Origin of the sequence: Bacillus sp. AR13-1 (assembly GCF_008042285.1) — a bacterium.
GTDB classification, from domain to species: Bacteria; Bacillota; Bacilli; order Bacillales; family Bacillaceae_G; genus Bacillus_A; species Bacillus_A mycoides.
In genome coordinates this window covers 102,461-123,308 of record NZ_QNUA01000012.1, presented here as the reverse complement: position 1 = coordinate 123,308, position 20,848 = coordinate 102,461, and the positions used below count along the sequence as shown (strand labels likewise).

The 20,848-nt window shown below is 35.0% G+C and carries 17 protein-coding genes, 1 pseudogene and 3 other annotated features (1 of these 21 only partly in view); of the genes and pseudogenes, 2 read left to right on the top strand and 16 right to left on the bottom strand.

All coding sequences use genetic code 11. The features are described 5' to 3' along the window. Positions 1 to 4: 4 nt before the first annotated feature. Both DN408_RS11260 and DN408_RS11255 read right to left on the bottom strand, forming a co-directional pair. Entirely contained in the window at positions 5 to 430 is a 426-nt protein-coding gene (locus tag DN408_RS11260) for a WapI family immunity protein (protein WP_078179111.1), read from the bottom strand. Positions 431 to 548: 118 nt separating this feature from the next. Beyond that, positions 549 to 1,094 carry a TetR/AcrR family transcriptional regulator gene (locus DN408_RS11255; RefSeq protein WP_002013396.1) on the bottom strand — a complete coding sequence of 182 codons (546 nt, stop codon included), beginning with the start codon at positions 1,092 to 1,094 and terminating at the stop codon, positions 549 to 551. A 173-nt stretch (positions 1,095 to 1,267) separates the two neighbouring features. Here DN408_RS11255 and DN408_RS11250 point away from each other — a divergent pair, with 173 nt between their 5' ends. After that, positions 1,268 to 2,716, top strand: a complete 1,449-nt coding sequence (locus tag DN408_RS11250) for a DHA2 family efflux MFS transporter permease subunit (protein ID WP_147740106.1) — start codon at positions 1,268 to 1,270, stop codon at positions 2,714 to 2,716. 47 nt (positions 2,717 to 2,763) lie between these two features. Here DN408_RS11250 and ltaS read toward each other — a convergent pair whose 3' ends face one another. The 8 genes from ltaS to DN408_RS11205 all read right to left on the bottom strand — a co-directional run bounded on the left by ltaS (position 2,764) and on the right by DN408_RS11205 (position 13,418). Further along, entirely contained in the window at positions 2,764 to 4,737 is a 1,974-nt protein-coding gene (gene ltaS / locus DN408_RS11245) for a lipoteichoic acid synthase (RefSeq protein ID WP_002127854.1), read from the bottom strand. Between the two features lie 411 nt (positions 4,738 to 5,148). Next, on the bottom strand, positions 5,149 to 5,286 hold the full coding sequence (locus DN408_RS11240) for a hypothetical protein (RefSeq protein WP_233152506.1): 138 nt from the start codon (positions 5,284 to 5,286) through the stop codon (positions 5,149 to 5,151). A gap of 55 nt (positions 5,287 to 5,341) precedes the next feature. Beyond that, entirely contained in the window at positions 5,342 to 5,527 is a 186-nt protein-coding gene (locus DN408_RS11235) for an SRPBCC family protein (protein WP_002127856.1), read from the bottom strand. A 161-nt stretch (positions 5,528 to 5,688) separates the two neighbouring features. Then, positions 5,689 to 7,314: an ABC-F family ATP-binding cassette domain-containing protein gene (locus DN408_RS11230; protein WP_002032778.1), complete on the bottom strand. Its 1,626-nt coding sequence runs from the start codon at positions 7,312 to 7,314 to the stop codon at positions 5,689 to 5,691. A 312-nt stretch (positions 7,315 to 7,626) separates the two neighbouring features. Continuing rightward, positions 7,627 to 10,743, bottom strand: a complete 3,117-nt coding sequence (locus DN408_RS11225) for an MMPL family transporter (protein WP_147740105.1) — start codon at positions 10,741 to 10,743, stop codon at positions 7,627 to 7,629. A gap of 252 nt (positions 10,744 to 10,995) precedes the next feature. Then, positions 10,996 to 11,562: a TetR/AcrR family transcriptional regulator gene (locus DN408_RS11215; protein ID WP_002185597.1), complete on the bottom strand. Its 567-nt coding sequence runs from the start codon at positions 11,560 to 11,562 to the stop codon at positions 10,996 to 10,998. A gap of 126 nt (positions 11,563 to 11,688) precedes the next feature. Then, positions 11,689 to 12,144: an NUDIX domain-containing protein gene (locus tag DN408_RS11210; protein ID WP_147740104.1), complete on the bottom strand. Its 456-nt coding sequence runs from the start codon at positions 12,142 to 12,144 to the stop codon at positions 11,689 to 11,691. Positions 12,145 to 12,254: 110 nt separating this feature from the next. Beyond that, positions 12,255 to 13,418 carry a GNAT family N-acetyltransferase gene (locus DN408_RS11205; RefSeq protein WP_050001094.1) on the bottom strand — a complete coding sequence of 388 codons (1,164 nt, stop codon included), beginning with the start codon at positions 13,416 to 13,418 and terminating at the stop codon, positions 12,255 to 12,257. Positions 13,419 to 13,545: 127 nt separating this feature from the next. Here DN408_RS11205 and DN408_RS32460 point away from each other — a divergent pair. Then, positions 13,546 to 13,663: pseudogene (locus DN408_RS32460) on the top strand (IS1595 family transposase); the annotation flags it as partial. A gap of 45 nt (positions 13,664 to 13,708) precedes the next feature. On the opposite strand, the gene DN408_RS11200 reads toward DN408_RS32460, so the two are convergent. From DN408_RS11200 to DN408_RS11175, 6 genes are all read right to left on the bottom strand, one after another. Further along, positions 13,709 to 14,215, bottom strand: a complete 507-nt coding sequence (locus tag DN408_RS11200) for a SpoIIAA family protein (protein ID WP_033734078.1) — start codon at positions 14,213 to 14,215, stop codon at positions 13,709 to 13,711. Between the two features lie 17 nt (positions 14,216 to 14,232). After that, complete coding sequence (gene aroA / locus DN408_RS11195) at positions 14,233 to 15,522, bottom strand: 3-phosphoshikimate 1-carboxyvinyltransferase (RefSeq protein WP_003189969.1); 1,290 nt, start codon at positions 15,520 to 15,522, stop codon at positions 14,233 to 14,235. 16 nt (positions 15,523 to 15,538) lie between these two features. Continuing rightward, positions 15,539 to 16,639, bottom strand: a complete 1,101-nt coding sequence (tyrA, locus tag DN408_RS11190) for a prephenate dehydrogenase (RefSeq protein ID WP_002168163.1) — start codon at positions 16,637 to 16,639, stop codon at positions 15,539 to 15,541. Beyond that, positions 16,632 to 17,732 (bottom strand): histidinol-phosphate transaminase, encoded by a 1,101-nt coding sequence (hisC, locus tag DN408_RS11185; RefSeq protein WP_078178654.1) that lies wholly within the window; start codon positions 17,730 to 17,732, stop codon positions 16,632 to 16,634. The genes tyrA and hisC overlap by 8 nt, the downstream gene beginning before the upstream one ends. Positions 17,733 to 17,750: 18 nt before the next feature. Next, on the bottom strand, positions 17,751 to 18,923 hold the full coding sequence (gene aroC / locus DN408_RS11180; protein WP_002013434.1) for a chorismate synthase: 1,173 nt from the start codon (positions 18,921 to 18,923) through the stop codon (positions 17,751 to 17,753). Positions 18,924 to 18,976: 53 nt separating this feature from the next. Further along, positions 18,977 to 19,196 (bottom strand) — a binding site (T-box leader). A 9-nt stretch (positions 19,197 to 19,205) separates the two neighbouring features. After that, entirely contained in the window at positions 19,206 to 20,282 is a 1,077-nt protein-coding gene (locus DN408_RS11175; protein WP_002013433.1) for a bifunctional 3-deoxy-7-phosphoheptulonate synthase/chorismate mutase, read from the bottom strand. A gap of 194 nt (positions 20,283 to 20,476) precedes the next feature. Next, positions 20,477 to 20,713: a binding site (T-box leader), on the bottom strand. A 54-nt stretch (positions 20,714 to 20,767) separates the two neighbouring features. Next, positions 20,768 to 20,848, bottom strand: a binding site (T-box leader) (it continues 156 nt past the right edge of the window).

Sequence of the window (20,848 nt, the reverse complement as noted above, 5' to 3'; positions counted from 1 at the left end):
TTTTTTATCGTTTTGGGAATTTCCTTTGTTGCTCTTCAATAGAACGAATAATATTCTCCCTATCCTCTTGAGTTATACCGATAGAAAATTCGTATTCTTCTTCCTTACACCATGCGGGGTTAAGTTCCAGCGATAAGCGAATAACAATGTTAAACTCCCCTGCTTTTCCCCCCATAAATTCAAACGCTAAATTTGGTTCTATGAAATCTAGTTCGTTATATGTAGGGTTTGGTAAAGATTCAAACCATTTTATCATGTACTGTAAATCGTATGTTTGTAAAAAAGGATCCATCGTTTCAAAAACTTTATTTTCTTCTGATAGTTTCGCTTTTACTCTTAACCAATTTCTATCACACTCGTCTTTTGCATCTGCATATTGGTAATTTACAACCTCTAAATGTAATGATATTTTTTCATTTTGAAAATTCATGCATATCCCCCTTCTATCTCTGGATCTTTTGTTTTATAAATTTTTATTAATCCCGATACTTTAAATTATACTAGGTTATTTTAATCTTTTTTTAATACGGATAAATTGTTTGCATTTATTACCCTTTATACATAAAATAAATTTGATTTGCAATATAATCTGAACTAAAGTGAAGTCCATTCCTTATCCACCACATGATGATACCTACTAATGAAGCTGTTTTAATATCAACCGCAACATAATCATCAGGCAGATCCTTTTTCGTATTCTCTCTTCTCGTTTCTATTAACTCTTTTAAAAATAAAAATAGTTGCTCCTCAAATTGATTCATTTTAAATAATATAAATAAATAATTTCGATGGATATATAAATAATCAAGTAATTGTGTTAGCTTTTGTTTTTCTGATAAATCTTTTGCATGTATTAAATCAGCTATTTTATTTGAAAGTTCATTTGAAATCTCATTCGTGATTTGGTCTAGTAAATCTTGAATATCTTGATAATGTAAGTAAAAGGTTGTTCGGTTTAATCCTGCTTTTGTTGCGACTTTCTGAACCGTTAAACTTGAAATACTAGGATTCTCACATAGGAGAGAAAAAACAGCATTTTTAAACATTTCTCTTGAACGTACTGTACGAGGATCTTCTTTTTTAGGTGTAGACATTTTGAAACTCCTTTATAGATTTTCTCTTTACTTACTCGACAGTGCATACCTTCTATGTCGAGTAGTGAACATTTTCAACAAAACTGTTCATGGTCAAAGAAAATTTATTTTGTTACCATTAATTTTATCGACACAATGTCGATAAATCAAGACAACAATGAAGGAGTTTACCAATGCAAAAGGAAATATCAGAAAGAAATAAAAAAATTATATTAATTGTGCTCATTTCCGGTTGTTTTTTATCAACATTAAATCAGACGCTATTAAATGTAGCGATGAGTAATTTAATGGAAGTATTTGATGTTACAGCTGCAACCGTGCAATGGCTATCAACAGGCTTTATGCTCATAAATGGCGTTCTAGTGCCAATTACTGCATTTTTAATGAAACGATTTACAACAAGGCAGCTGTTTATTAGCTCGATGCTCTCTTTGTTTATCGGGACTGTTCTTTGTGCATGCGCCATGAATTTTGGCATTTTGTTAACAGGAAGAATGATTCAAGCAATTGGAGCAGGAATTATTATGCCACTAATGATGACAGTTATTTTATATTTATACCCTAGTGAAAAGCGTGGCAGTATTATGGGAACCATCGGTTTCGCCATAATTTTTGCGCCAGCCATCGCTCCAACATTATCTGGCTTTATTATTGAATATGTATCATGGAGATGGTTATTTATTGGATTCGCTCCATTTGTATTAATCGTTATTATTCTCGCGCTAAAATATTTAATGAATGTTGCTGAGACAACAAAAGCAACATTAGATATCGTAAGTGTCATTTTATCAACGATTGGCTTTGGTTGTATTATATTCGGATTTAGTAGTGCAGGAAGTAAAGGATGGGATCATCCAATTGTTATTACTACAATTATCATCGGAATAATTGTTACAACTCTATTTTGTTTACGTCAAATAAAGTCTAGCGATCCACTATTAAATTTATCCGTATTTAAGTATAAAATTTTCACTCTTACATCAGTCATTAACGTACTCATTACGATGATTATGTATGCTGATTTAATTCTTTTACCGATTTACTTGCAAAACGGACGAGGTTTTACTGCTTTTGAATCAGGTTTACTTCTATTACCTGGAGCTGTAATTAATGCATTCTTATCACCTATCACGGGTAAAATGTTTGATAAATATGGGGCAAAACCACTCTTTATTATAGGTTTAATATGTATCGTTATATCGATGTGGGGTGTAATTGATTTGACCGAATCCACCACTTATATGTATTTAATGGTTCGTACCATTATTCTACGCATTGGACTAAGTTTCATTTCGATGCCTTTAAATACAGCAGGTTTAAACGCTTTACCAAGAGAACTGGGTTCACATGGTTCCGCAGTGAATAATACCGTACGTCAATTAGCAGGTGCTATAGGAACAGCAGTCATTATTACTGTGTATACAATTCAATCCACTTCACATACTTCACAGTTATCTAGTGAGAACGGAAGCATATCAGCTATGCAAGTAACGAAATTAGCTTCTATCTTCAGCTCAAGTGATGCGTACGTATTTATGTTAGTCTTATCCTTTGTAGCTTTGATTATTGCATGTTTTATGCCTAAAAAAGTAGCACTCCAAAAATCCGAAAGTAAATCTTAAAACAAAAAATCCTACTCGTTTTCTATACGAGTAGGATTTTTTATTATTTATTTCGTTTCCCCGTCTTCAGTCGTCTTCACCTTCGTTTTATCTTTATCACGATTGTTATAGTTATATTTAGAAGGTTCTACCGGTGTAAATCCTTCTGGTGTGTAGAATCGTAATAAGTCACCGTTAACAACTTGGTCGGAGTATTTTAGTGATTTTTGAACCATTTGCTCATTTTGTTTTATTTCATCTGTAAATTCTACAGGTTTCCCAGTCGCTGTATCATAGTATTTGCCGTTAAGTGCAGTAACTGTTGGGCTTACGTAGTTACCGTTACGGAACGGAACGACTTGTTTATGCTCTGGTGATAATAAATCTGATCCGAATTGGACATAATTTTTCGTATCTGTACCTAGTAAGTGTAATAACGTTGGAAGAACGTCAATTTCTCCGCCGTATTGATGTTGTACGCCGCCTTCCATTCCTGGTACGCGAATGATTAATGGTACACGTTGTAATTGAGCATTTTCAAATGCGTTCATTTCTTTACCCATTATTTGAGACATTGCTGCACTATGATTATCTGAAATACCGTAATGATCACCGTACATAACGATAATTGAGTTATCGTATAAACCAGATTGTTTCAAGTAATCAATGAATCCTTTTACAGATTCATCTAAATAGCGTGCTGTTTGGAAGTACGTATCTACTGATGAATCACCTGTTTTAGCTGGTTCAATCGTTGCTTCCGCTTTATCAATCGGATAAGGGAAATGGTTCGATAACGTAATGAACTTCGTATAGAACGGTTGTTTCAACGTTTGTAATAACGGAATTGATTCATTAAAGAACGGTTTATCTTTTAAGCCATAGTTTACTACATCTTTTTCATTCATATCGTAGTATGACGCATCAAAGAATTTATTAAAACCAAATGATTTATAAATTTCATCACGGTTCCAGAACGTTTTGTAGTTACCGTGGAACACTGCTGATGTGTATCCTTGTTGACCTAAAATAGCTGGTGCTGATTGATACGTGTTATGAGCTTTATTTGTAAAAACAGATCCTTGTGGTAATCCAAACATTGAGTTCTCTAACATGAACTCCGCATCAGATGTTTTACCCTGTCCTGTTTGATGGAAGAAGTTATCAAAGTATAACGTATTCGCATCTTTTGTAAATGAGTTTAAGAATGGTGTAACCTCTTGACCATTTAGTTTATAGTTTAGTAAAAAGTTTTGGAATGACTCTAAATGAATATAAATTACGTTCATTCCTTTTCCTTTACCGAAATACTCAGGATTTGGACTTGCATAAGTTGATGTAAGATAGTTTCTAACTTCTGTCATATTATCTCCATCCGCTAATGCTCGTTCTGTTGATGCTTTCGCACTTTGAATACCATCATAAATCGTAAAGTTGTACGCCCCTAAATATTTCACGATATAATTGCGGTCAAATGTTCTAGTTAATAACTCAGGACGGTCAGATTCTGCCAGACCTAAGTTAACGCTAAATAATAAAATACCTGCTACAAATACTAGAGATAATTTATGCTTCGCAACACGGATTGGTTTAGGATTTACAAATTTCGTTGCGACTAAAACAATTAAAATGATTGTATCTAAGAAATATAGTGGATCATATAAGTGTAGCAATGCAAAAATACTACCACCTAAATCTCCAAAGTTATTCGATTGTGTTAATGTCGGGAACGTAATAAAGTCACTGAAAAAGCGATAATATACTACGTTTGCGTATAAAAGTATAGACATTAGCAAATTAATAATAATTAACCAAATGTAAGCTCGTTTCCCTTTTGCGAATAATGCGAGTCCTAAAAATAGAACTGCTGAGCTTAACGGGTTGAAAAACAGTAAGAACTTTTGTATTGTGTTCGATATCCCTAAATTAAATTCTGTCACATATGCAGCATATGTTTTTAACCAAAGTAAAATAACAGCAAATACGAAAAATCCAAAATGATTACTTAATACTCGTTTACTCTTCAATAAAAATTGTTGCATCTCTCCACCTCTTTTGATCATCCAAGGCTTATTTTATATAAGTCTGTCTCTCTATTCAATTTCTCTTCTTCAAATAGATTTTATTTGTTTAACTATATGAAGAATATTAGTAATTATAATTTGTAGCTTTTATTTATTCAACTATTTCTTTTTAAACATTTTGACCTTGGTTTCTATTTAACAAAATACATTTGTAACATTTCCTGTTTTCTCCCAAGGCTCATCCACTAATTATGACTCCACAAACTATAATCCTTTATTTCCTCATTTGCAAACTAACCTATCTCCAATTTTGGTACATTCATGTAAACTACCCAATTTCATAAAATAAAAAGTGTAGTTTGGGCAATTTGCTCAAACTACACTTTTTCGACTACCGTTTATCATCCTTTGTAGCTATTCCCTCTTCTTTTAACCAATTCTTTCAGTCCCATGAATATTATTCCAATCATGCTCAGAGCCAGCATGACACCCCTTTAAAGCTTTTTCAACATCATATTTTGTCCAATCTTCTTCATGAGCAACGATTATATTTTGTGAAAATATCATTTTAAATCCTTGTTGTTTCTCTTTTATTTCAACTGTGATTTTATCTAATAATTCACTAAACTGCGGCGTTTTTAATGTAAATACTAATTTTTTTAGGACGATTCATTTCGATATATTCCCCAATTGCTCGATAATCTTTTTCGCCACGATGATCAATAATTTCCCAACTCCCTCCTACTTCAGGAGTATTTCCCGTTACTTTATCCGTCCCTTCCAATGTAAAAAACCATTTCTTCATCATTTCAGGGTTTATCCACGCTTCAAAAATTTCTTACCATCGCTAATGTTATTTTTGAATAATTATCCATTTTAATCCTCCCCCCACTTTATATTAAAACGAATATTTGTTTACTTAAAAAAACCCCCGCTCTCATAATAGAAAGCGAGGGTTTTAATCAATTATTATTGACCTTTGTACATTGCATCAACTTGTTTTTGAAGTTCTTGACTTTCTAAGAACTCATCATACGTTGCTACCTTATCAACTACACCGTTTGGCGTTACTTCGATAATACGGTTTGCAATTGTTTGTACGAACTGATGGTCATGAGAAGTGAATAGTAATGTTCCTTTAAATGTGATTAAACCGTTGTTTAATGCTGTAATAGACTCAAGGTCTAAATGGTTCGTCGGATCATCAAGTGTTAATACGTTTGCACCGCTTAACATCATTTTAGATAACATACAACGAACTTTTTCTCCTCCAGATAAAACAGAAACATTTTTCTTTACTTCTTCACCAGAGAATAGCATACGGCCTAAGAAACCACGTAAGAAACTTTCTGACTCATCTTGTGGAGAGAACTGACGTAACCAATCAATTAAAGTGTAATCACTGTTCTCGAAGTACTCAGAGTTATCTCTTGGGAAATGAGCTTGAGATGTTGTTACACCCCATTTGAATGAACCGCTATCTGGCTCCATTTCACCCATAAGAATTTTAAATAATGTTGTCATCGCAATATCGTTACGTCCGATAAATGCAACTTTATCACCTTTATTTAAAGTGAAGTTCACATTATCTAATATTTTTTCGCCATCAATCGTTTTCGAAATACCTTCAACTGTTAATAGGTCATTTCCTACTTCACGTTCTGGTGTGAAACCAACGAACGGATAACGACGTGATGATGGTCTAATATCATCTAATGTAATTTTATCTAACAATTTTTTACGAGAAGTTGCCTGTTTCGCTTTAGATGCATTTGAGCTAAAGCGTGCAATAAAGTTTTGTAACTCTTTTACTTTTTCTTCTTTTTTCTTGTTAGAATCTTGCGTTAGTTTTAATGCTAATTGGCTTGATTCATACCAGAAGTCATAGTTACCAACGTATAATTGAATTTTACCGAAATCAAGGTCAGCCATGTGCGTACATACTTTATTTAAGAAGTGACGGTCATGGGATACAACGATAACTGTATTTTCAAAGTTCATTAAGAAGTTTTCTAACCATTGAATCGCTTTTAAGTCCAAATGGTTGGTAGGCTCATCTAGTAATAGAATGTCAGGTTGACCGAATAAAGCTTGAGCAAGTAATACTTTTACTTTCTCTGCCCCTGTTAATTCAGACATCTTTTTATCATGAATATCTTCACCAATACCTAATCCTTTTAGAAGGATTGCAGCTTCTGACTCAGCTTCCCAACCGTTTAGCTCAGCGAACTCACCTTCAAGTTCTGCAGCACGCATGCCATCTTCATCACTAAAGTCTTCTTTCATGTAAATTGCATTTTTCTCTTGCATTACTTTATAAAGACGTGTGTGACCCATCATTACTGTTTCTAGTGCAGGGAACTCTTCATATTCGAAGTGATTCTGTTTTAATACTGCTAGACGCTCACCTGGCGTAATATGTATGTCACCTGTTGATTGGTCAATTTCTCCAGATAAAATCTTTAGAAATGTTGATTTACCAGCACCGTTTGCTCCAATTAAACCGTAGCAATTACCTGGCGTGAATTTTATGTTAACATCTTCAAATAATTTGCGATCCGCGAAACGCAAACTAACGTTACTTACTGTAATCATTTGTGTCCTCCTACTAATACCGCTTATTTCAGCGTTTTCTCACCGATTGTCTTAAAAAATCGCATATTACGACTCAATTATTGTAGACTATAGCTATTATATAGTAGAAGCTGGATGAATAGCAACGGTTGATTAGCTTTCTACAACGAAATCGAATAGTTTTTATCCATTCCCCTAGCTATTTTTTGTATATCATCGACCTCTTTCTAATATCCCTATTCGCTTCTCATTCTGTAATACATTGAATCATTTTTTCATTTCATATTTTATATACAAAAAACCTGTAGAGAAAACATTCCCTACAGGTTTTTCTTATTTCGTATTCATTATTTTCTCTTTATAACTCTTCAATTTATTCGTCAATCCTATTAAAGCAGGTAACAATATCGGCATTACAATTAAAGCTAATAGTAAAAGAGCAACGCCAACAACGGATGCTACTTGTATAAGTGTCAATACTCCTGAAGGAATTAACGCTGCAAATGTCCCTCCTAAAATAAGTGCCGCTGATAATACGACTCCTCCTATGTGACGAGATGCATTTACAATTTTCGTTACTGAATCCCCTTCTAGCTCATTGTATCGCATCATAACGAAGATGCTATAATCCACTCCTAAAGCGACAATCATAATGAAGCTAAAGAATGGAACATTCCAGCTTAATGACCCTATGTTTAATACATGTGCACTAATTTGTTCACTTATACCAAGTGATGCAAAGTACGCTAAAATTAACGACCCAATAATAAAGATTGAGTTTAAGAATGAGCGTGTAATCACGATTAATACAAGCGAAATCCCTAATAACATAATCGTAGCAGTACGTAGGAAATCTTGCCCGGTTACTTCTTTTAAATCAACGTTTCTAGCTGTTGTCCCGCCAATTGCTTTTTTCGCATCATTTAGTTCTGTTCCCTTTAACGTACCATCTATCGTTTTATTAATTTCTTGAATGATAGGCATCGCTTCTTTTGAATACGGGTTTACGTCTAAAATAATTGTCATTTTAGCAATCTTTCTATTATGTGACATGTACGTATTCAATGCTTTTTGGAAATCTTCTCCTTCTAAAACTTCTTTCGGAATATAAAATTTCTCAGAGCTTTTCGACTCATTTAACTCTCCTAAATATTTTTGAGCGTCACCTAGACCGTTACTTACTTTTCCTAACCCCTCTGTACTTTTAGATAAACCTGATTGCAATTGCCCCATCTTTTCTTGTAAATCTTTCAGTCCAGTTAATAACTGTCCTTGCCCATCGTTTATTTTCATTAATCCAGATTGTAAGTCAGCCGATTTGTTCGAAATTTGTTTTGAACCTGTAGCTCCTTCGTTCAATCCATTTTTCAGTTCAGCAGCTCCTTTTTGTAGTTGCGTTACTCCATTGTTCATTTCCTTTAAACCATTATCTACTTTTAATAATGATTGATTTGCTTCTTTAAATGAACTCATCGCTGCTTTGTGCTGCGTCGCTAATTGATTTAATTCATTTGAAAGAACACTCAATTGCCTCTGAGCTTCTTTTGCAATTCCTAATGTTTGCTGCACATTAGGATCATTTGCTAATTCTGGTTTTGTTTGAATGAAATTGTTCATTAACGTTTCAATTTGTTCATATCCTTTTTTCGCACCATCAATCGCTTGAGAAATACTTCCGAAATATTGATCGTACGAACTTAAACCTTTTTCTAACTGAGCATAACCAGCATGAAGCTGCGAAGTTGCATTTGACAGGGCATTGATATTTCCGTTTAATGATGCTAGCCCATCCTCTATTTGCTTCGCTCCTTGTGCTCCATTGTTTATTCCATTCGATAATTGATTTAAAGCTGTCCCTAATGCTGATACGCCATTTTTCGCTTCATTTGTTCCATCAATTAACTTTTGAACATTTGCAAGACTATTTGAATCATTACTACCCATTTTATCTTTCGCATCAGTTAATCCTTCATTAATTTCTTTTATGCCACCATTTGCATCTCCTAAGCCTGTATTCAATTCTCCGGCTTGTTTATTTATATATAATTCTTTAATCTTATCTCCAGTTGGACGCGTCGGTGAATATACTTCTGAGACTCCTTTGACTTTCGAGATTTTATCAGTAAGTTCATCTAAAGTTTGTAAAGAATTCGCCTCATCTAACTTTTTATCCGATTGAATGACTAACGTACTTGGTGAAGAAAAACCAGGCGGAAAATGCTCTTCTATTACGTTAATCCCCATTTTTGATTCATATTTATTATCCACTTCAAATAAATCATTGTAATTAAGCGTGTTAGAATATTTTAATACGAATGGAATCGATATCACGAATACGATAATTAAAGCGATAAATGGTCTTGCTACTGAATTTTTCGCAAAGAATCCCCATAAACGACTATCCTCATGTCCTTTAAATGTTTTAACTGGATAAAACATTCCTTTTCCTAAAAGCACCATGAAAAATGGATTTAAAGTGGTTAATACGAGTAGTAGTACTGCGACACCAATTGCTACCGCTGAAGTAGATTGATATAATTTAAAACTTGCTAAAGCAAGAGATGCAAAGCCAATTAGTACTGCTATCCCGCTATATAAAACGGTTTTACCTGCCGATTTAAACGTTTCTTTCGTAGCTAAATATGCATTTTCTTGTTTACTTAATTCTTCTTTAAATCTTGTATATAATAAAATGTTATAGTCTGTTCCCACTCCAAACAGGACGACTACTACAAACACTTGCGTAAAGTTTGAAAACGGAAAATTAAATTGATCTACAAGATGGCCAATAATCCCCATTGAAATTAAATACGAAACACCAACTGTAAGAAGAGAAATAATCGGAACGACTGGTGAACGGAATACAATGATTAATACTACAAGAATGAAAATGATCGAAATAACTTCTGTCTTTTTCACGCCCTCTTGAGAGGATGTAAGAAAATCACCCGCTATTAAATCACTTCCTGTTAAGTACGTTGTAACTCCTTTCGTTTGTACTTTTTTATGAAGATTATTTGCAATTTTTGATATTTTACCATGTTTTTTATCTACCGACATTTGCGTTAAAATAGTCGTATTATCTTTAGAAACTAATTGTTTCTCCAGTTCTTTATTATCTAAATGTGAAACGACTTCCTTAATTCCTAATTGCTCTTTTTCATTTTGCAGGGCATTGATCGTTTTCGTTATTTCCTCTTTTTGCTCATTTGTTAAAGCCTTCTTACTTCCACTATTAAAGACAGCTATAATTTCATACTTTTCAGCCCCTTCTTTATCCATCTCCTTTATCATCTTGTCAGCAATACTGCTTTGTTCTGTATTAGGAATCGTGATTTGCCCTTTTTCCTTCACTAACTGATCCATATTAGGCATCGTTACGACCATTGCAATAGTAATAACTATCCATAATAGAAAAAATAAACTTCTCCAACTTTTTAGCTTGCTCATTCGAATCATCTCCTGTTATTAGAGTTTCATGGTGCATAGAGAATGAATATTCATTCCCTGTTTTTGAAAATATTATTTCGGAATGAACGTTCATTCCTATTATCCTATTAAATTATTTTTCAATTCTATTAAATCACTCCCTGCGGAATGAATATTCATTCCTTTAATTGTACAGATATATCATCTCCTGTAATCATTTTTTATATTTATTTGGGAATGAATGTTCATTCCTGTCCTTATAAAGCTATAGAATCAAATGATTCTAATAGCATTCCAAGAGCTCTCTTCCAATTCTTTTACTAATTCTTTTGAGTATTCTAATTGCCCTGTCGCCATTACTTTTATTAATTTTTCAAGCGGTTGATATACAATAATAATTAAAGCAATTATAGGCAATGGACGAAGAAAACCTTTTTCGATTCCATCTTCAATAATATTCATAAAGAAGCCTATAAAATCGTCAAATATTTTCTTACTCTGTTCATCAAGAAAATAACTATCACAGTGCGAATTTGTAAAAAGAAAAGCATCCACATTGTTTCTCGCAAATTCAAATAAACGGTTATACGTATGACTAAACTGTTCTCGAATATTTGCTTCAACAGGAAAATCAGTTTTTATTGTTTCAGATAGCTGTATCATGCTTTTTGAAAATAATGAGTTAACGAGTGCCTCTTTATTTTCAAAATAGCGATAAATAGTACCAGCGCCGACATTTGCTTTTTCAGCGATCATCGGTATTGTCGTACCATCGTAACCACGCTCTGCGAAAAGTTTTATACCAGCATCAAAAATATCCTCTTGCTTATTTTTAGCCATTTTTCTCACCTCAATTTTCAGGAATGAAAATTCATTCCGTTTATAATTATAAATTACATGGATTAAAAGTCAAGTGTGTAAATACGCTATTGAAACATTTATCAAATAACACACTCAATTAAGATATTAATACATTTTTTGCGTTATCCCATCAAAAAATTTCTTTGTATCATCATGACTTAAAACCCTCAATACATCTTGTATCTTAAAAAATTGAACTTGACTTATTTCATTATCTTTTGGATGTAAATCTATTCTGTCACCTATATATTCTACATAAAACATAGTAGTTTCTTGCTCTTCATATCCAATTTTCATTTTGATTTCTTCAGGAAAGCCAAAGCAAATTTTATCTTCAAATTGTTTTATAACTTTAAACTTTGTAGATCCAGTTTCTTCTTCCAGCTCTCTCAAAATAGCACTCTCTAAATCATTATCTGTATGTTTCACTCCACCTTTAGGAAAATCCCATTCCCCCTTTGACATAGCATATTCTCCATCTATGTCGCTAATTTTCACCTTATGTACCAATAAAAATTCACTGTGTTGGAATACGACCGCACCTACGGCTTGCCTAATCATTTTACTTTTCCTCCTAAAACAATGATTTCACTCTATTAAATAGAAAAGTACTATAATAAAAAGTTTATCATTATAGTACTTTGTTACTCATACATAGCACATGACATTAATTAAAAGAAATCATAAATAAACGGCTTACGCACCGGCACTACATTCTCAAATGCACGTATCTCCTCTTCACTACCGCTTATTAAGTCTATTTCATTTAATTCTAGCGGTCGCTTGTAACCAAACATAATAGTAGATAACGCATTAATATCGATTTGAATTCCATTTTCTTTTGCTGTTTCTTCTTTAACGATTGTTATTTCATTATTTTTAAGTTGAACCGTTACGTTATTCCACGGTGCAAATGAATCTGTAATATGTAAAATTACTTCTTGCTCTTCGTTGTTCCAGTTCCATTCATATTGTTTGAAAAACTGTTCTACATCTACAATTCTTCCCATGAAATATGGAGTTACTTCTGCTTTTACTCGTGGTTCTTGTAATGTGTAAAGAAGTGGTTCTGTCTCACTTAGTATCATTTCTAGATCTTTAATCATAGAATCATGTTGGCAGATGAAGTTCCAAAGACCAATTCTTGCTTCATTATGTAATGGGACAAATTCTTCTACTTTCATTTTAGAATTCTCTATTTTGTATAAAATGTAACCAGCCACCGTTTTATTTTCATCATAGTAAACTGCCAATATTAAATCATGATACACCGCTTGTAGCCACCATTTACGTCCGCGAACTAACATACCAGAAAATCGTTCTGCAAATGTTTCATATAGATTCTCTACTTCTTCTGGATGATTATCTTTACTAAAACGTTTCACTGTACCATTCACTTGTTTTTTAATTATTAAATCGCTCTTTGTCATCTGACATACGATTCGATTCGCACAAAGTTCCCAGCCGTATTTACGATAAAATGAAACTGCAAATGGATGTAACATCGATACACTATATCCATCTCTTTTCATAGTTTGTAGTGAATGCTGAAGTAACTCTTTTACATATCCACTTCTTCTATATTCCGGATACGTCGCTACCCCCGCAACGCCGCCCATTTTAAACTTTTCTTTTCCTATGTAAATATGAAAAGGAATTAAGTGCAACTTTGCAGCTAACTCTTCTCCTTCCATAATACCGTATATTTGATGGCTTTCCTTCATTCGTGTAATTTGCTGCTCTACTCGTTCTTCATTTGCTTTATATTGAAAAGCATATTCTGATAAACGTAATGCTTCTCTAAACTTATCTTCTTTTAATTGTATAACGTTCATATATTTCTCCTCCATTCCTCATTTGAATTATACCACAATTCAAACTATTATAATTCGGTAAGTGAAATTACGAGGATGTTTCAACAAAAGATATCGATTTAGAAACAATCTAACATAAAGGCTCTTTTCAACTGCTTTCTATTGGCGGCATAAGAATATTAAACGCCTTGCGTTCTCTTGGGTTTGCGAAGCTAAGAGGTACCATTGAAAGTGATGAAACTTATGACAACGGCAACATTACGGGCATAAAAAAAACCAGTTGATTGAGAGAAACTGGTTCAATAAAGGTTTTATATTGGATATTCATTCAACCAAATTAATGCTTGTTCATAATCATCGAAAAATTTTACGGATTCTTTTGTATTGGATTGTTGTAAATAATTCATTATCTCCCCTTCTTCAAGGAGAAACGCAATTGCCTTACTGTGATTCAAAATGGTTTCATTGAAGAACTTATCTTTCCATGCTTTTTGAACAGAAAAATGATCTGGCGTGTATCCTTTTCTATCCACCAACAATTTGTATTTCCGACCCTCGGAAATGAATTGCTGACAAACCTGCTCGAAGCCATTAAACCATTCATAAACATCAGCTGTATTAATCTTGCCAATTAGATGGGTAACAATTAAATCCCCTGAAACTGTTGTGCTGATATTCTGTTTACTCAACTTGGAACCATCTCCCTTAGTTACAATTATGCGTAAAAATCTCATAAAATCAATAAGGATAAAATTCTTACGTAATAAAGCAACATTATTTAAGAAAAAAGCCAACATAAAAAAGCAGATACATTGCATATCTGCTTCTCATCACTTTATTTAGCTAACGTTTGCAGTTCTTCAAAAAATGTAGGATACGATACACCTACTGCTTCTGCATCTTCAATCGTTGTTTCTCCTTCAGCTATACAGCCGGCAATCGCAAGCATCATTCCAATGCGGTGATCACCGTGACTATGTACTGTATTTCCTTTTAGCTTACATTTACCGTAAATAATCATTCCGTCGTCGGTCGCTTCAATACGAGCTCCTAGTTTCGTTAGTTCAGCAACGACTGTATCGATACGATTCGTTTCTTTCACTTTTAGCTCGTGTGCATCTTTAATGACTGTAATTCCATCTGCTTGTGTTGCCGCTAAAGCGATAATTGGGATTTCATCAATCAGTCGTGGAATGATATCTCCACCGATTTCGATTCCTTTCAGCGGCGATGTTTCAATTGTAATATTTGCAGCAGGTTCTGATGCTCCTTCGTTAATCTGCTCTACAGTAAACGTAGCGCCCATTTTCTCAAGAACATCAATAATACCTGTACGAGTCGGATTCATTCCCACATTTTGTAATAGTAGTTTACTATTTGGAATAATTGCACCTGCTACTAAGAAAAATGCCGCTGATGATACATCACCTGGCACTTGAACATCTGTTGCGGTTAACTTCTGTCCTCCTGCTAGTTTCACTGTTTTCCCCACGCGAGTTACTGTAACGCCAAACGCCTCAAGCATTCTTTCTGTATGATCGCGGGAAATATGAGGTTCTGTAACAGCTGTTACACCTTCTGCGCGAAGGCCTGCAAGTAAAATAGCTGATTTCACTTGCGCACTTGCTACCGGTGAAGTATATTCAATCGCCTTTAAATTCCCGCCTCGTATTGTGAGCGGCGTAAACGTTCCGTCTTTTCGGCCATCAATTTTTGCACCCATTTGCTTTAGTGGATTTGTTACACGTTGCATCGGTCTCTTCGCAATTGAAGCATCACCTTGCACGCAAGAAAAGAATGGTGTGTTTGCAAGTATTCCTGACATTAATCGAATCGTTGTACCAGAATTACCAACATCTAATACAGCTTTTGGCTCTTGTAAACCTTCTAATCCTGTTCCAATTACCGTAACTTCGTCTCTATTTTGTGTAATCTCTACTCCCATTTCTTTAAAACAAGAAATAGTACTTAAACAATCCGCACCAGGAAGAAATCCTTTAATTGTTGTTTTACCTTCCGCGATTGCGCCAAACATGACAGCGCGATGGGAAATTGATTTATCTCCAGGGATTGTAATTTTGCCATTCAATCCGTTATTTACAGTTTGTACTGTTTTTTCTTTCACGTTGTCACCCTCCTCATTAAATTGTTTCATACGTTTGGTATTCTTCTTTTCCGAGCGCAATTTTTGCCTGCGTTCGATCCTCTTCTCTTTGGAAACTAATTCGTAAAACTCCGAGCAATCCTTCTCGCGCTTCTAATATTTGCAAGTTCGTAATACTAATTTCTTCTTCTGCTAGAATGCTTGTGATATGGGCTAATGCCCCTACTTTATCTAAAACGTCGACGTATAAGTCGTGATAGGCAGGAATCGCCCCTCTTTTTCGAACTGGTAAAGAGTCACGATATTCTTTCGCATCTGCAAAATAACTTTGTATTTCTCCTGCATCTCCTTTAGAAACCGTCTTATATAGCTCTTCCATTTCTAAAATCCATTCTTCTAATAGTTCCAATAAATGCCCTCGATTTTGCTTTACGATATCACTCCACATTTTCGGACTACTTGATGCAATACGTGTTATATCTTTAAATCCGCCTGCCGCTAGTTGATGAATAAGCGGATTATCACCAGCATGTTTCTCAACTTGTTTTACTAATCCTGCTGCAATTAAATGTGGGAAATGACTAACTATTCCTGTTATATAATCATGTTCTTTTGTATTTAATACAAGAAAATGAGAGCCTGTTCCTTTTAACCATTCTTTCAACTCTTCTACTCGCTCATCTAATACATGATTCATCGGTGTTAAAATGTAAAATGCATTTTCAAATAAATGCGCCTTCGCACTTTCAACTCCTGTTTTGTGAGAACCTGCCATCGGATGTCCGCCGATAAATGAAACTTGCTTTGTTAATAAAGCTTCTGCTTCATTCATGATTGTCCCTTTCGTACTTCCTACATCGGTAACAATGACATCTTCTCGTAAATGAAATGATGCAAGTTTGTGTAACAACTTTTTCGTTTCTTCAACTGGAGAGGCAAATACAATTAAATTTGCCTCCTCACATGCACGCTGTAAATCTACTGCTACTTCATCAACTACATGTAATTCTTTTGCGCGCTCTACTTGCTCTTTAAATATGTCATAACCGATAATCGTTACATCGTGCTCTTTTTTAATCGCTAATGCAAGAGAGCCTCCTATTAATCCAGTACCGATTAATACTACCTTTTTACACATTTGCCTCATCTCGAGACTTACCTTTTTTATTTTCAAAGTGTTGTTTTAACACTGAAATCACTCCTTCATTTTGTTCCCTAGTTCCGATTGTAATACGGACACCATTTGGGAACGGACGAATAATAAACCCTGCATGCGCACAAGCTTCATAAATTTCCCCAGCATCATCTACCGGCAAGAAGATAAAGTTCGTTTGCGACGGATAAAATGGAATTTCATTTTCTGTACAAAAACTCTCGTATTGTTGTAATCCTTCTGTATTAACACGAACTATTTCTTCAATAAACGCTTCATCGTTAAAAGCAATCGCCGCTGCTTTTTGCGCTAATGAAGATACGTTAAATGGCAAACGTACGACATTTAATTTCTCGATTAACTCTTCCTGTCCAATCGCATAACCAACGCGGAAAGAAGCTAATCCGTACGCTTTAGAAAACGTTCTAAGTACAAGAATGTTGTTATGTTTTTCTAGAAGCGGTAATGTCTCAGGGAAATCTTTTGCTGTTACGTATTCATAGTACGCTTCATCAATGACAATTAACGTATTTTCACTAATGCTTTCAATGAATTGAGTCAATTTTCGCTCATTCACATATGTGCCTGTCGGGTTGTTCGGATTACAAATCCATACGATTTTTGTATGTTCATCAACTGCTGAAGAAATTTCATCTAGATCATACACACCGTTCTTTAAAGCAATTTCTTTCACTTCACAGCCTTCAATAATTGCATGATGACGGTACTGAGGGAATGTCGCGCCAGCAGTTACGATATTATCTCCTTTACAGAGCACTGCACGACTTATAATTTGAATGACTTCATCAAGTCCACTACCACAAAGCACTTGTTCCATTTGCACTTGTAATTTCTCTGCAATTGTTTGACGGAGTACTTCAGCACCTCCGTCAGGATATAAAGCATGTTCCTGCCACGATTTTTGTAATTCTCCTAAAACACGAGGTGAACAGCCAAATGGATTTTCATTTGATGCTAACTTAACAAATGAATGATTCCCGTATACTTCTTTCATTTGCTCTGGTGATTTACCTGGTTTATACGGTTGTAATGATGATAGTTGATCTTTTACTCGCATGTTAAATCCACCTTTTCATTAAAATTCTTTTGCGTATTTGTTATGTTGCGAAATATTTTGTTTTAGTAATTCCATGCGATCTTTTCCGAATTGCTCGACTAGTGCACCGGCAAGTTCCCATGCAACGACAGCTTCAGCTACAACACCTGCTGCTGGTACTGCACAGCTATCAGATCTCTCAATACTCGCTTGGAACGCTTCTTTCGTATCAATATCTACGCTTGCTAACGGTTTATATAATGTAGGAATTGGCTTCATTACGCCTCTTACGACAATTGGCATACCTGTTGTCATACCGCCTTCTAAACCGCCGGCATTATTCGTATTTCTCGTGTATCCTTTTTCTTCATCCCATAAAATTTCATCGTGCACTTTACTTCCCGGCTGTCTTGCCGCTTCAAAACCAATTCCGATCTCAGCACCTTTAAACGCATTCACGCTCATAATAGCACCGGCAAGTTTTGCATCTAATTTGCGGTCGTAATGAACGTAGCTACCAACTCCAATTGGCATTCCTTCTGCAATGACTTCGACAATACCGCCTATAGAATCTCCGCTACTTTTCGCATCATCAATCGCATTCATCATTTCTTGTTCTACTTCTTTATCTAAACATCGAACTGGTGAATTTTCAGTTATCGTTTGAATTTCTTCAATTGGTAAGTTTGAAATACGCTTCGCTTGTACCCCACCAATTTCAAGAACATGTCCTGCGATTTCCACACCTAGTTCTTTCAAAATTTGTTTCGCAACTGCACCAGCAGCAACACGAACTGTCGTTTCTCTTGCAGAAGAGCGCTCTAATACGTTTCTTATATCACGATGGCCGTATTTAATTGCCCCGTTTAAATCCGCATGTCCTGGACGTGGTTTCGTTATAGTACGTTTCATTTCTTTACTTTCTTGCTCCGAAATTGGTTCAGCACCCATTACTTTCGTCCAATGTTTGAAATCATCATTTTTTACGATTAACGTAATTGGTGAACCAAGTGTCATTCCGTGACGTACACCACTTGCAATTTCAACTGTATCTGTTTCAATTTGCATGCGTCTTCCGCGCCCATGCCCTTTTTGTCTTCTTAATAATTCTTTATTAATATGTTCCGCTGTTAATGTTAAACCTGCTGGTACACCTTCTAAAATAACTGTTAACTGCGGCCCATGTGATTCTCCAGCTGTAATGTATCTCATTTCTCTTGCCCCTTTACTATTTTTTTGTACAAAAAAGTCCCTACTGAGCGCTCAGTAGGGACGATGTTTATCGCGGTACCACCCTAGTTATAGACTTCTTTCGTCTACCTCTCTTCTTCTTTAACGATCGTTTGACCGTCTTTCTCTCCAAAAGTTGGCGGGAAAGATGCTCCAAGGCTGTAATTCATGCTTACCTTTGTACTGATTCACACCGGCCATCAGCTCTCTTTAACAGTGAGATAAGCACTACTGTTTCCTCTTCAGTGCATTTATGATATGGAATTAAGATAATTTATTTTTGAAACCTTTTAACTCATCCATGAATCTATGGAATTCTGGAATATCCATTTGTTGCGCAGAATCTGATAACGCAACTGCTGGGTCTGGATGAACTTCAGCCATTACTGCATCTGCTCCAATTGCAAGTGCTGCTTTCGCTGTTGGTAATAATAAATCTCTACGTCCTGTTGAATGTGTTACGTCAACGATAACTGGTAAATGTGTTTCTTTCTTTAAAATCGGTACTGCTGAAATATCTAATGTGTTACGTGTCGCTCTCTCGTATGTGCGAATACCGCGCTCACAAAGAATAATTTGGTCATTACCTTGTGCAATAATGTATTCCGCTGCATTAATGAACTCATCAATTGTTGCTGCTAATCCACGTTTTAATAATACTGGCTTATTAACTTTACCTACAGCTCGTAGTAAATCGAAGTTTTGCATGTTACGTGCTCCAACTTGAATTACATCAACGTATTCTAGCGCCATTTCTACGTCATTCGGATTTAAAATTTCACTAATAATCGCTAAGTCGAACTCATCTGCTACTTGTCGTAAAATTTGTAAACCTTCTACTCCTAAACCTTGGAAATCGTATGGAGACGTTCTCGGTTTGAAAGCACCGCCGCGCATTAATTTAAGTCCTTGATCTTTCATCGCTTGCCCTACTTGGCGAACTTGCTCTAAACTTTCTACCGCACAAGGTCCCATGATGAACGTTTGTGTTCCGTTTCCAATCAATTCACCTTTAACATTAACAATTGTATTTTCTTTTTTCTTTTTACGTGAAACTAGTAATGCTTTACGGTTATCATCTTCTTGTAATTCTAAGCTTGCTTTGAAAATCGTTTTGAAAATATGTTGAATCGTTGACGTTTCGAATGGTCCTTCGTTATGCTCTGCAAGCATATCAAGTACTTCACGCTCACGTACTGGATCAAAGCGTTTCGTACCTTGTACTTGTTTTTGCTCCCCAATCTTTTGAACGATTTCACCGCGTTTGTTTAATAGGTGTAATAGTTGTAAGTTAATTTCATCTACCTGTTTACGTAATTGATCTAATTCATGATTTGCCATTTGGAAATCCTCCTCTAATGTTTTAAAAGTATAGTAAGAGAATAAAAAATTCTCTATTTTCTGAACTGGTTAATTATACAAATTTAAAGTGGAATCGATACCTCTTCTTATTTCAAACTAATAATTACCATAAAGACACTAACTACTAGTTAATAAGCCACTTTTTTGTACAAAAAAGCCCTACTGATTCAATCAGTAGGGACGATATTTATCGCGGTACCACCCTAGTTGTAGACTTATTTCGCCTACCTCTCTTCATTGTTAACGATCATCTGACCGTCTTTCCCTTCATAAAGACAATAACTATCTTTACTACGAAAAAGATGCTCCAGGACTGTAATTCGCTCTTGTTTTTGTACTGGTTCACACCAACCACCAGCTCTCTGTTACAGGGAAACAACAACTACTGCTTTTCCTTTCAATGCATGACTATTTTATTTTCAAGTTGGACCACTAAAATACAAAAAGTCCCTACTGAATAAATCAGTAGGGACGATATTTATCGCGGTACCACCCTAGTTGTAGACTATATTTCTGTCTACCTCTCTTCACTGTTAACGATCATT

What these genes read in the sequence shown, in the direction of transcription:
- ltaS (WP_002127854.1), bottom strand. Translation starts at nt 4,737, where the DNA reads ATGCAACAATTTTTATTGAAGAGTAAACGAGTATTAAGTAATCATTTT.
- DN408_RS11260 (WP_078179111.1), bottom strand. Translation starts at nt 430, where the DNA reads ATGAATTTTCAAAATGAAAAAATATCATTACATTTAGAGGTTGTAAAT.
- tyrA (WP_002168163.1), bottom strand. Translation starts at nt 16,639, where the DNA reads ATGTGTAAAAAGGTAGTATTAATCGGTACTGGATTAATAGGAGGCTCT.
- DN408_RS11200 (WP_033734078.1), bottom strand. Translation starts at nt 14,215, where the DNA reads ATGCAATGTATCTGCTTTTTTATGTTGGCTTTTTTCTTAAATAATGTT.
- DN408_RS11215 (WP_002185597.1), bottom strand. Translation starts at nt 11,562, where the DNA reads ATGGCTAAAAATAAGCAAGAGGATATTTTTGATGCTGGTATAAAACTT.
- DN408_RS11225 (WP_147740105.1), bottom strand. Translation starts at nt 10,743, where the DNA reads ATGAGCAAGCTAAAAAGTTGGAGAAGTTTATTTTTTCTATTATGGATA.
- DN408_RS11250 (WP_147740106.1), top strand. Translation starts at nt 1,268, where the DNA reads ATGCAAAAGGAAATATCAGAAAGAAATAAAAAAATTATATTAATTGTG.
- DN408_RS11235 (WP_002127856.1), bottom strand. Translation starts at nt 5,527, where the DNA reads ATGATGAAGAAATGGTTTTTTACATTGGAAGGGACGGATAAAGTAACG.
- DN408_RS11255 (WP_002013396.1), bottom strand. Translation starts at nt 1,094, where the DNA reads ATGTCTACACCTAAAAAAGAAGATCCTCGTACAGTACGTTCAAGAGAA.
- hisC (WP_078178654.1), bottom strand. Translation starts at nt 17,732, where the DNA reads ATGCGAGTAAAAGATCAACTATCATCATTACAACCGTATAAACCAGGT.
- DN408_RS11205 (WP_050001094.1), bottom strand. Translation starts at nt 13,418, where the DNA reads ATGAACGTTATACAATTAAAAGAAGATAAGTTTAGAGAAGCATTACGT.
- DN408_RS11210 (WP_147740104.1), bottom strand. Translation starts at nt 12,144, where the DNA reads ATGATTAGGCAAGCCGTAGGTGCGGTCGTATTCCAACACAGTGAATTT.
- DN408_RS11240 (WP_233152506.1), bottom strand. Translation starts at nt 5,286, where the DNA reads ATGATATTTTCACAAAATATAATCGTTGCTCATGAAGAAGATTGGACA.
- DN408_RS11175 (WP_002013433.1), bottom strand. Translation starts at nt 20,282, where the DNA reads ATGGCAAATCATGAATTAGATCAATTACGTAAACAGGTAGATGAAATT.
- aroC (WP_002013434.1), bottom strand. Translation starts at nt 18,923, where the DNA reads ATGAGATACATTACAGCTGGAGAATCACATGGGCCGCAGTTAACAGTT.
- DN408_RS11230 (WP_002032778.1), bottom strand. Translation starts at nt 7,314, where the DNA reads ATGATTACAGTAAGTAACGTTAGTTTGCGTTTCGCGGATCGCAAATTA.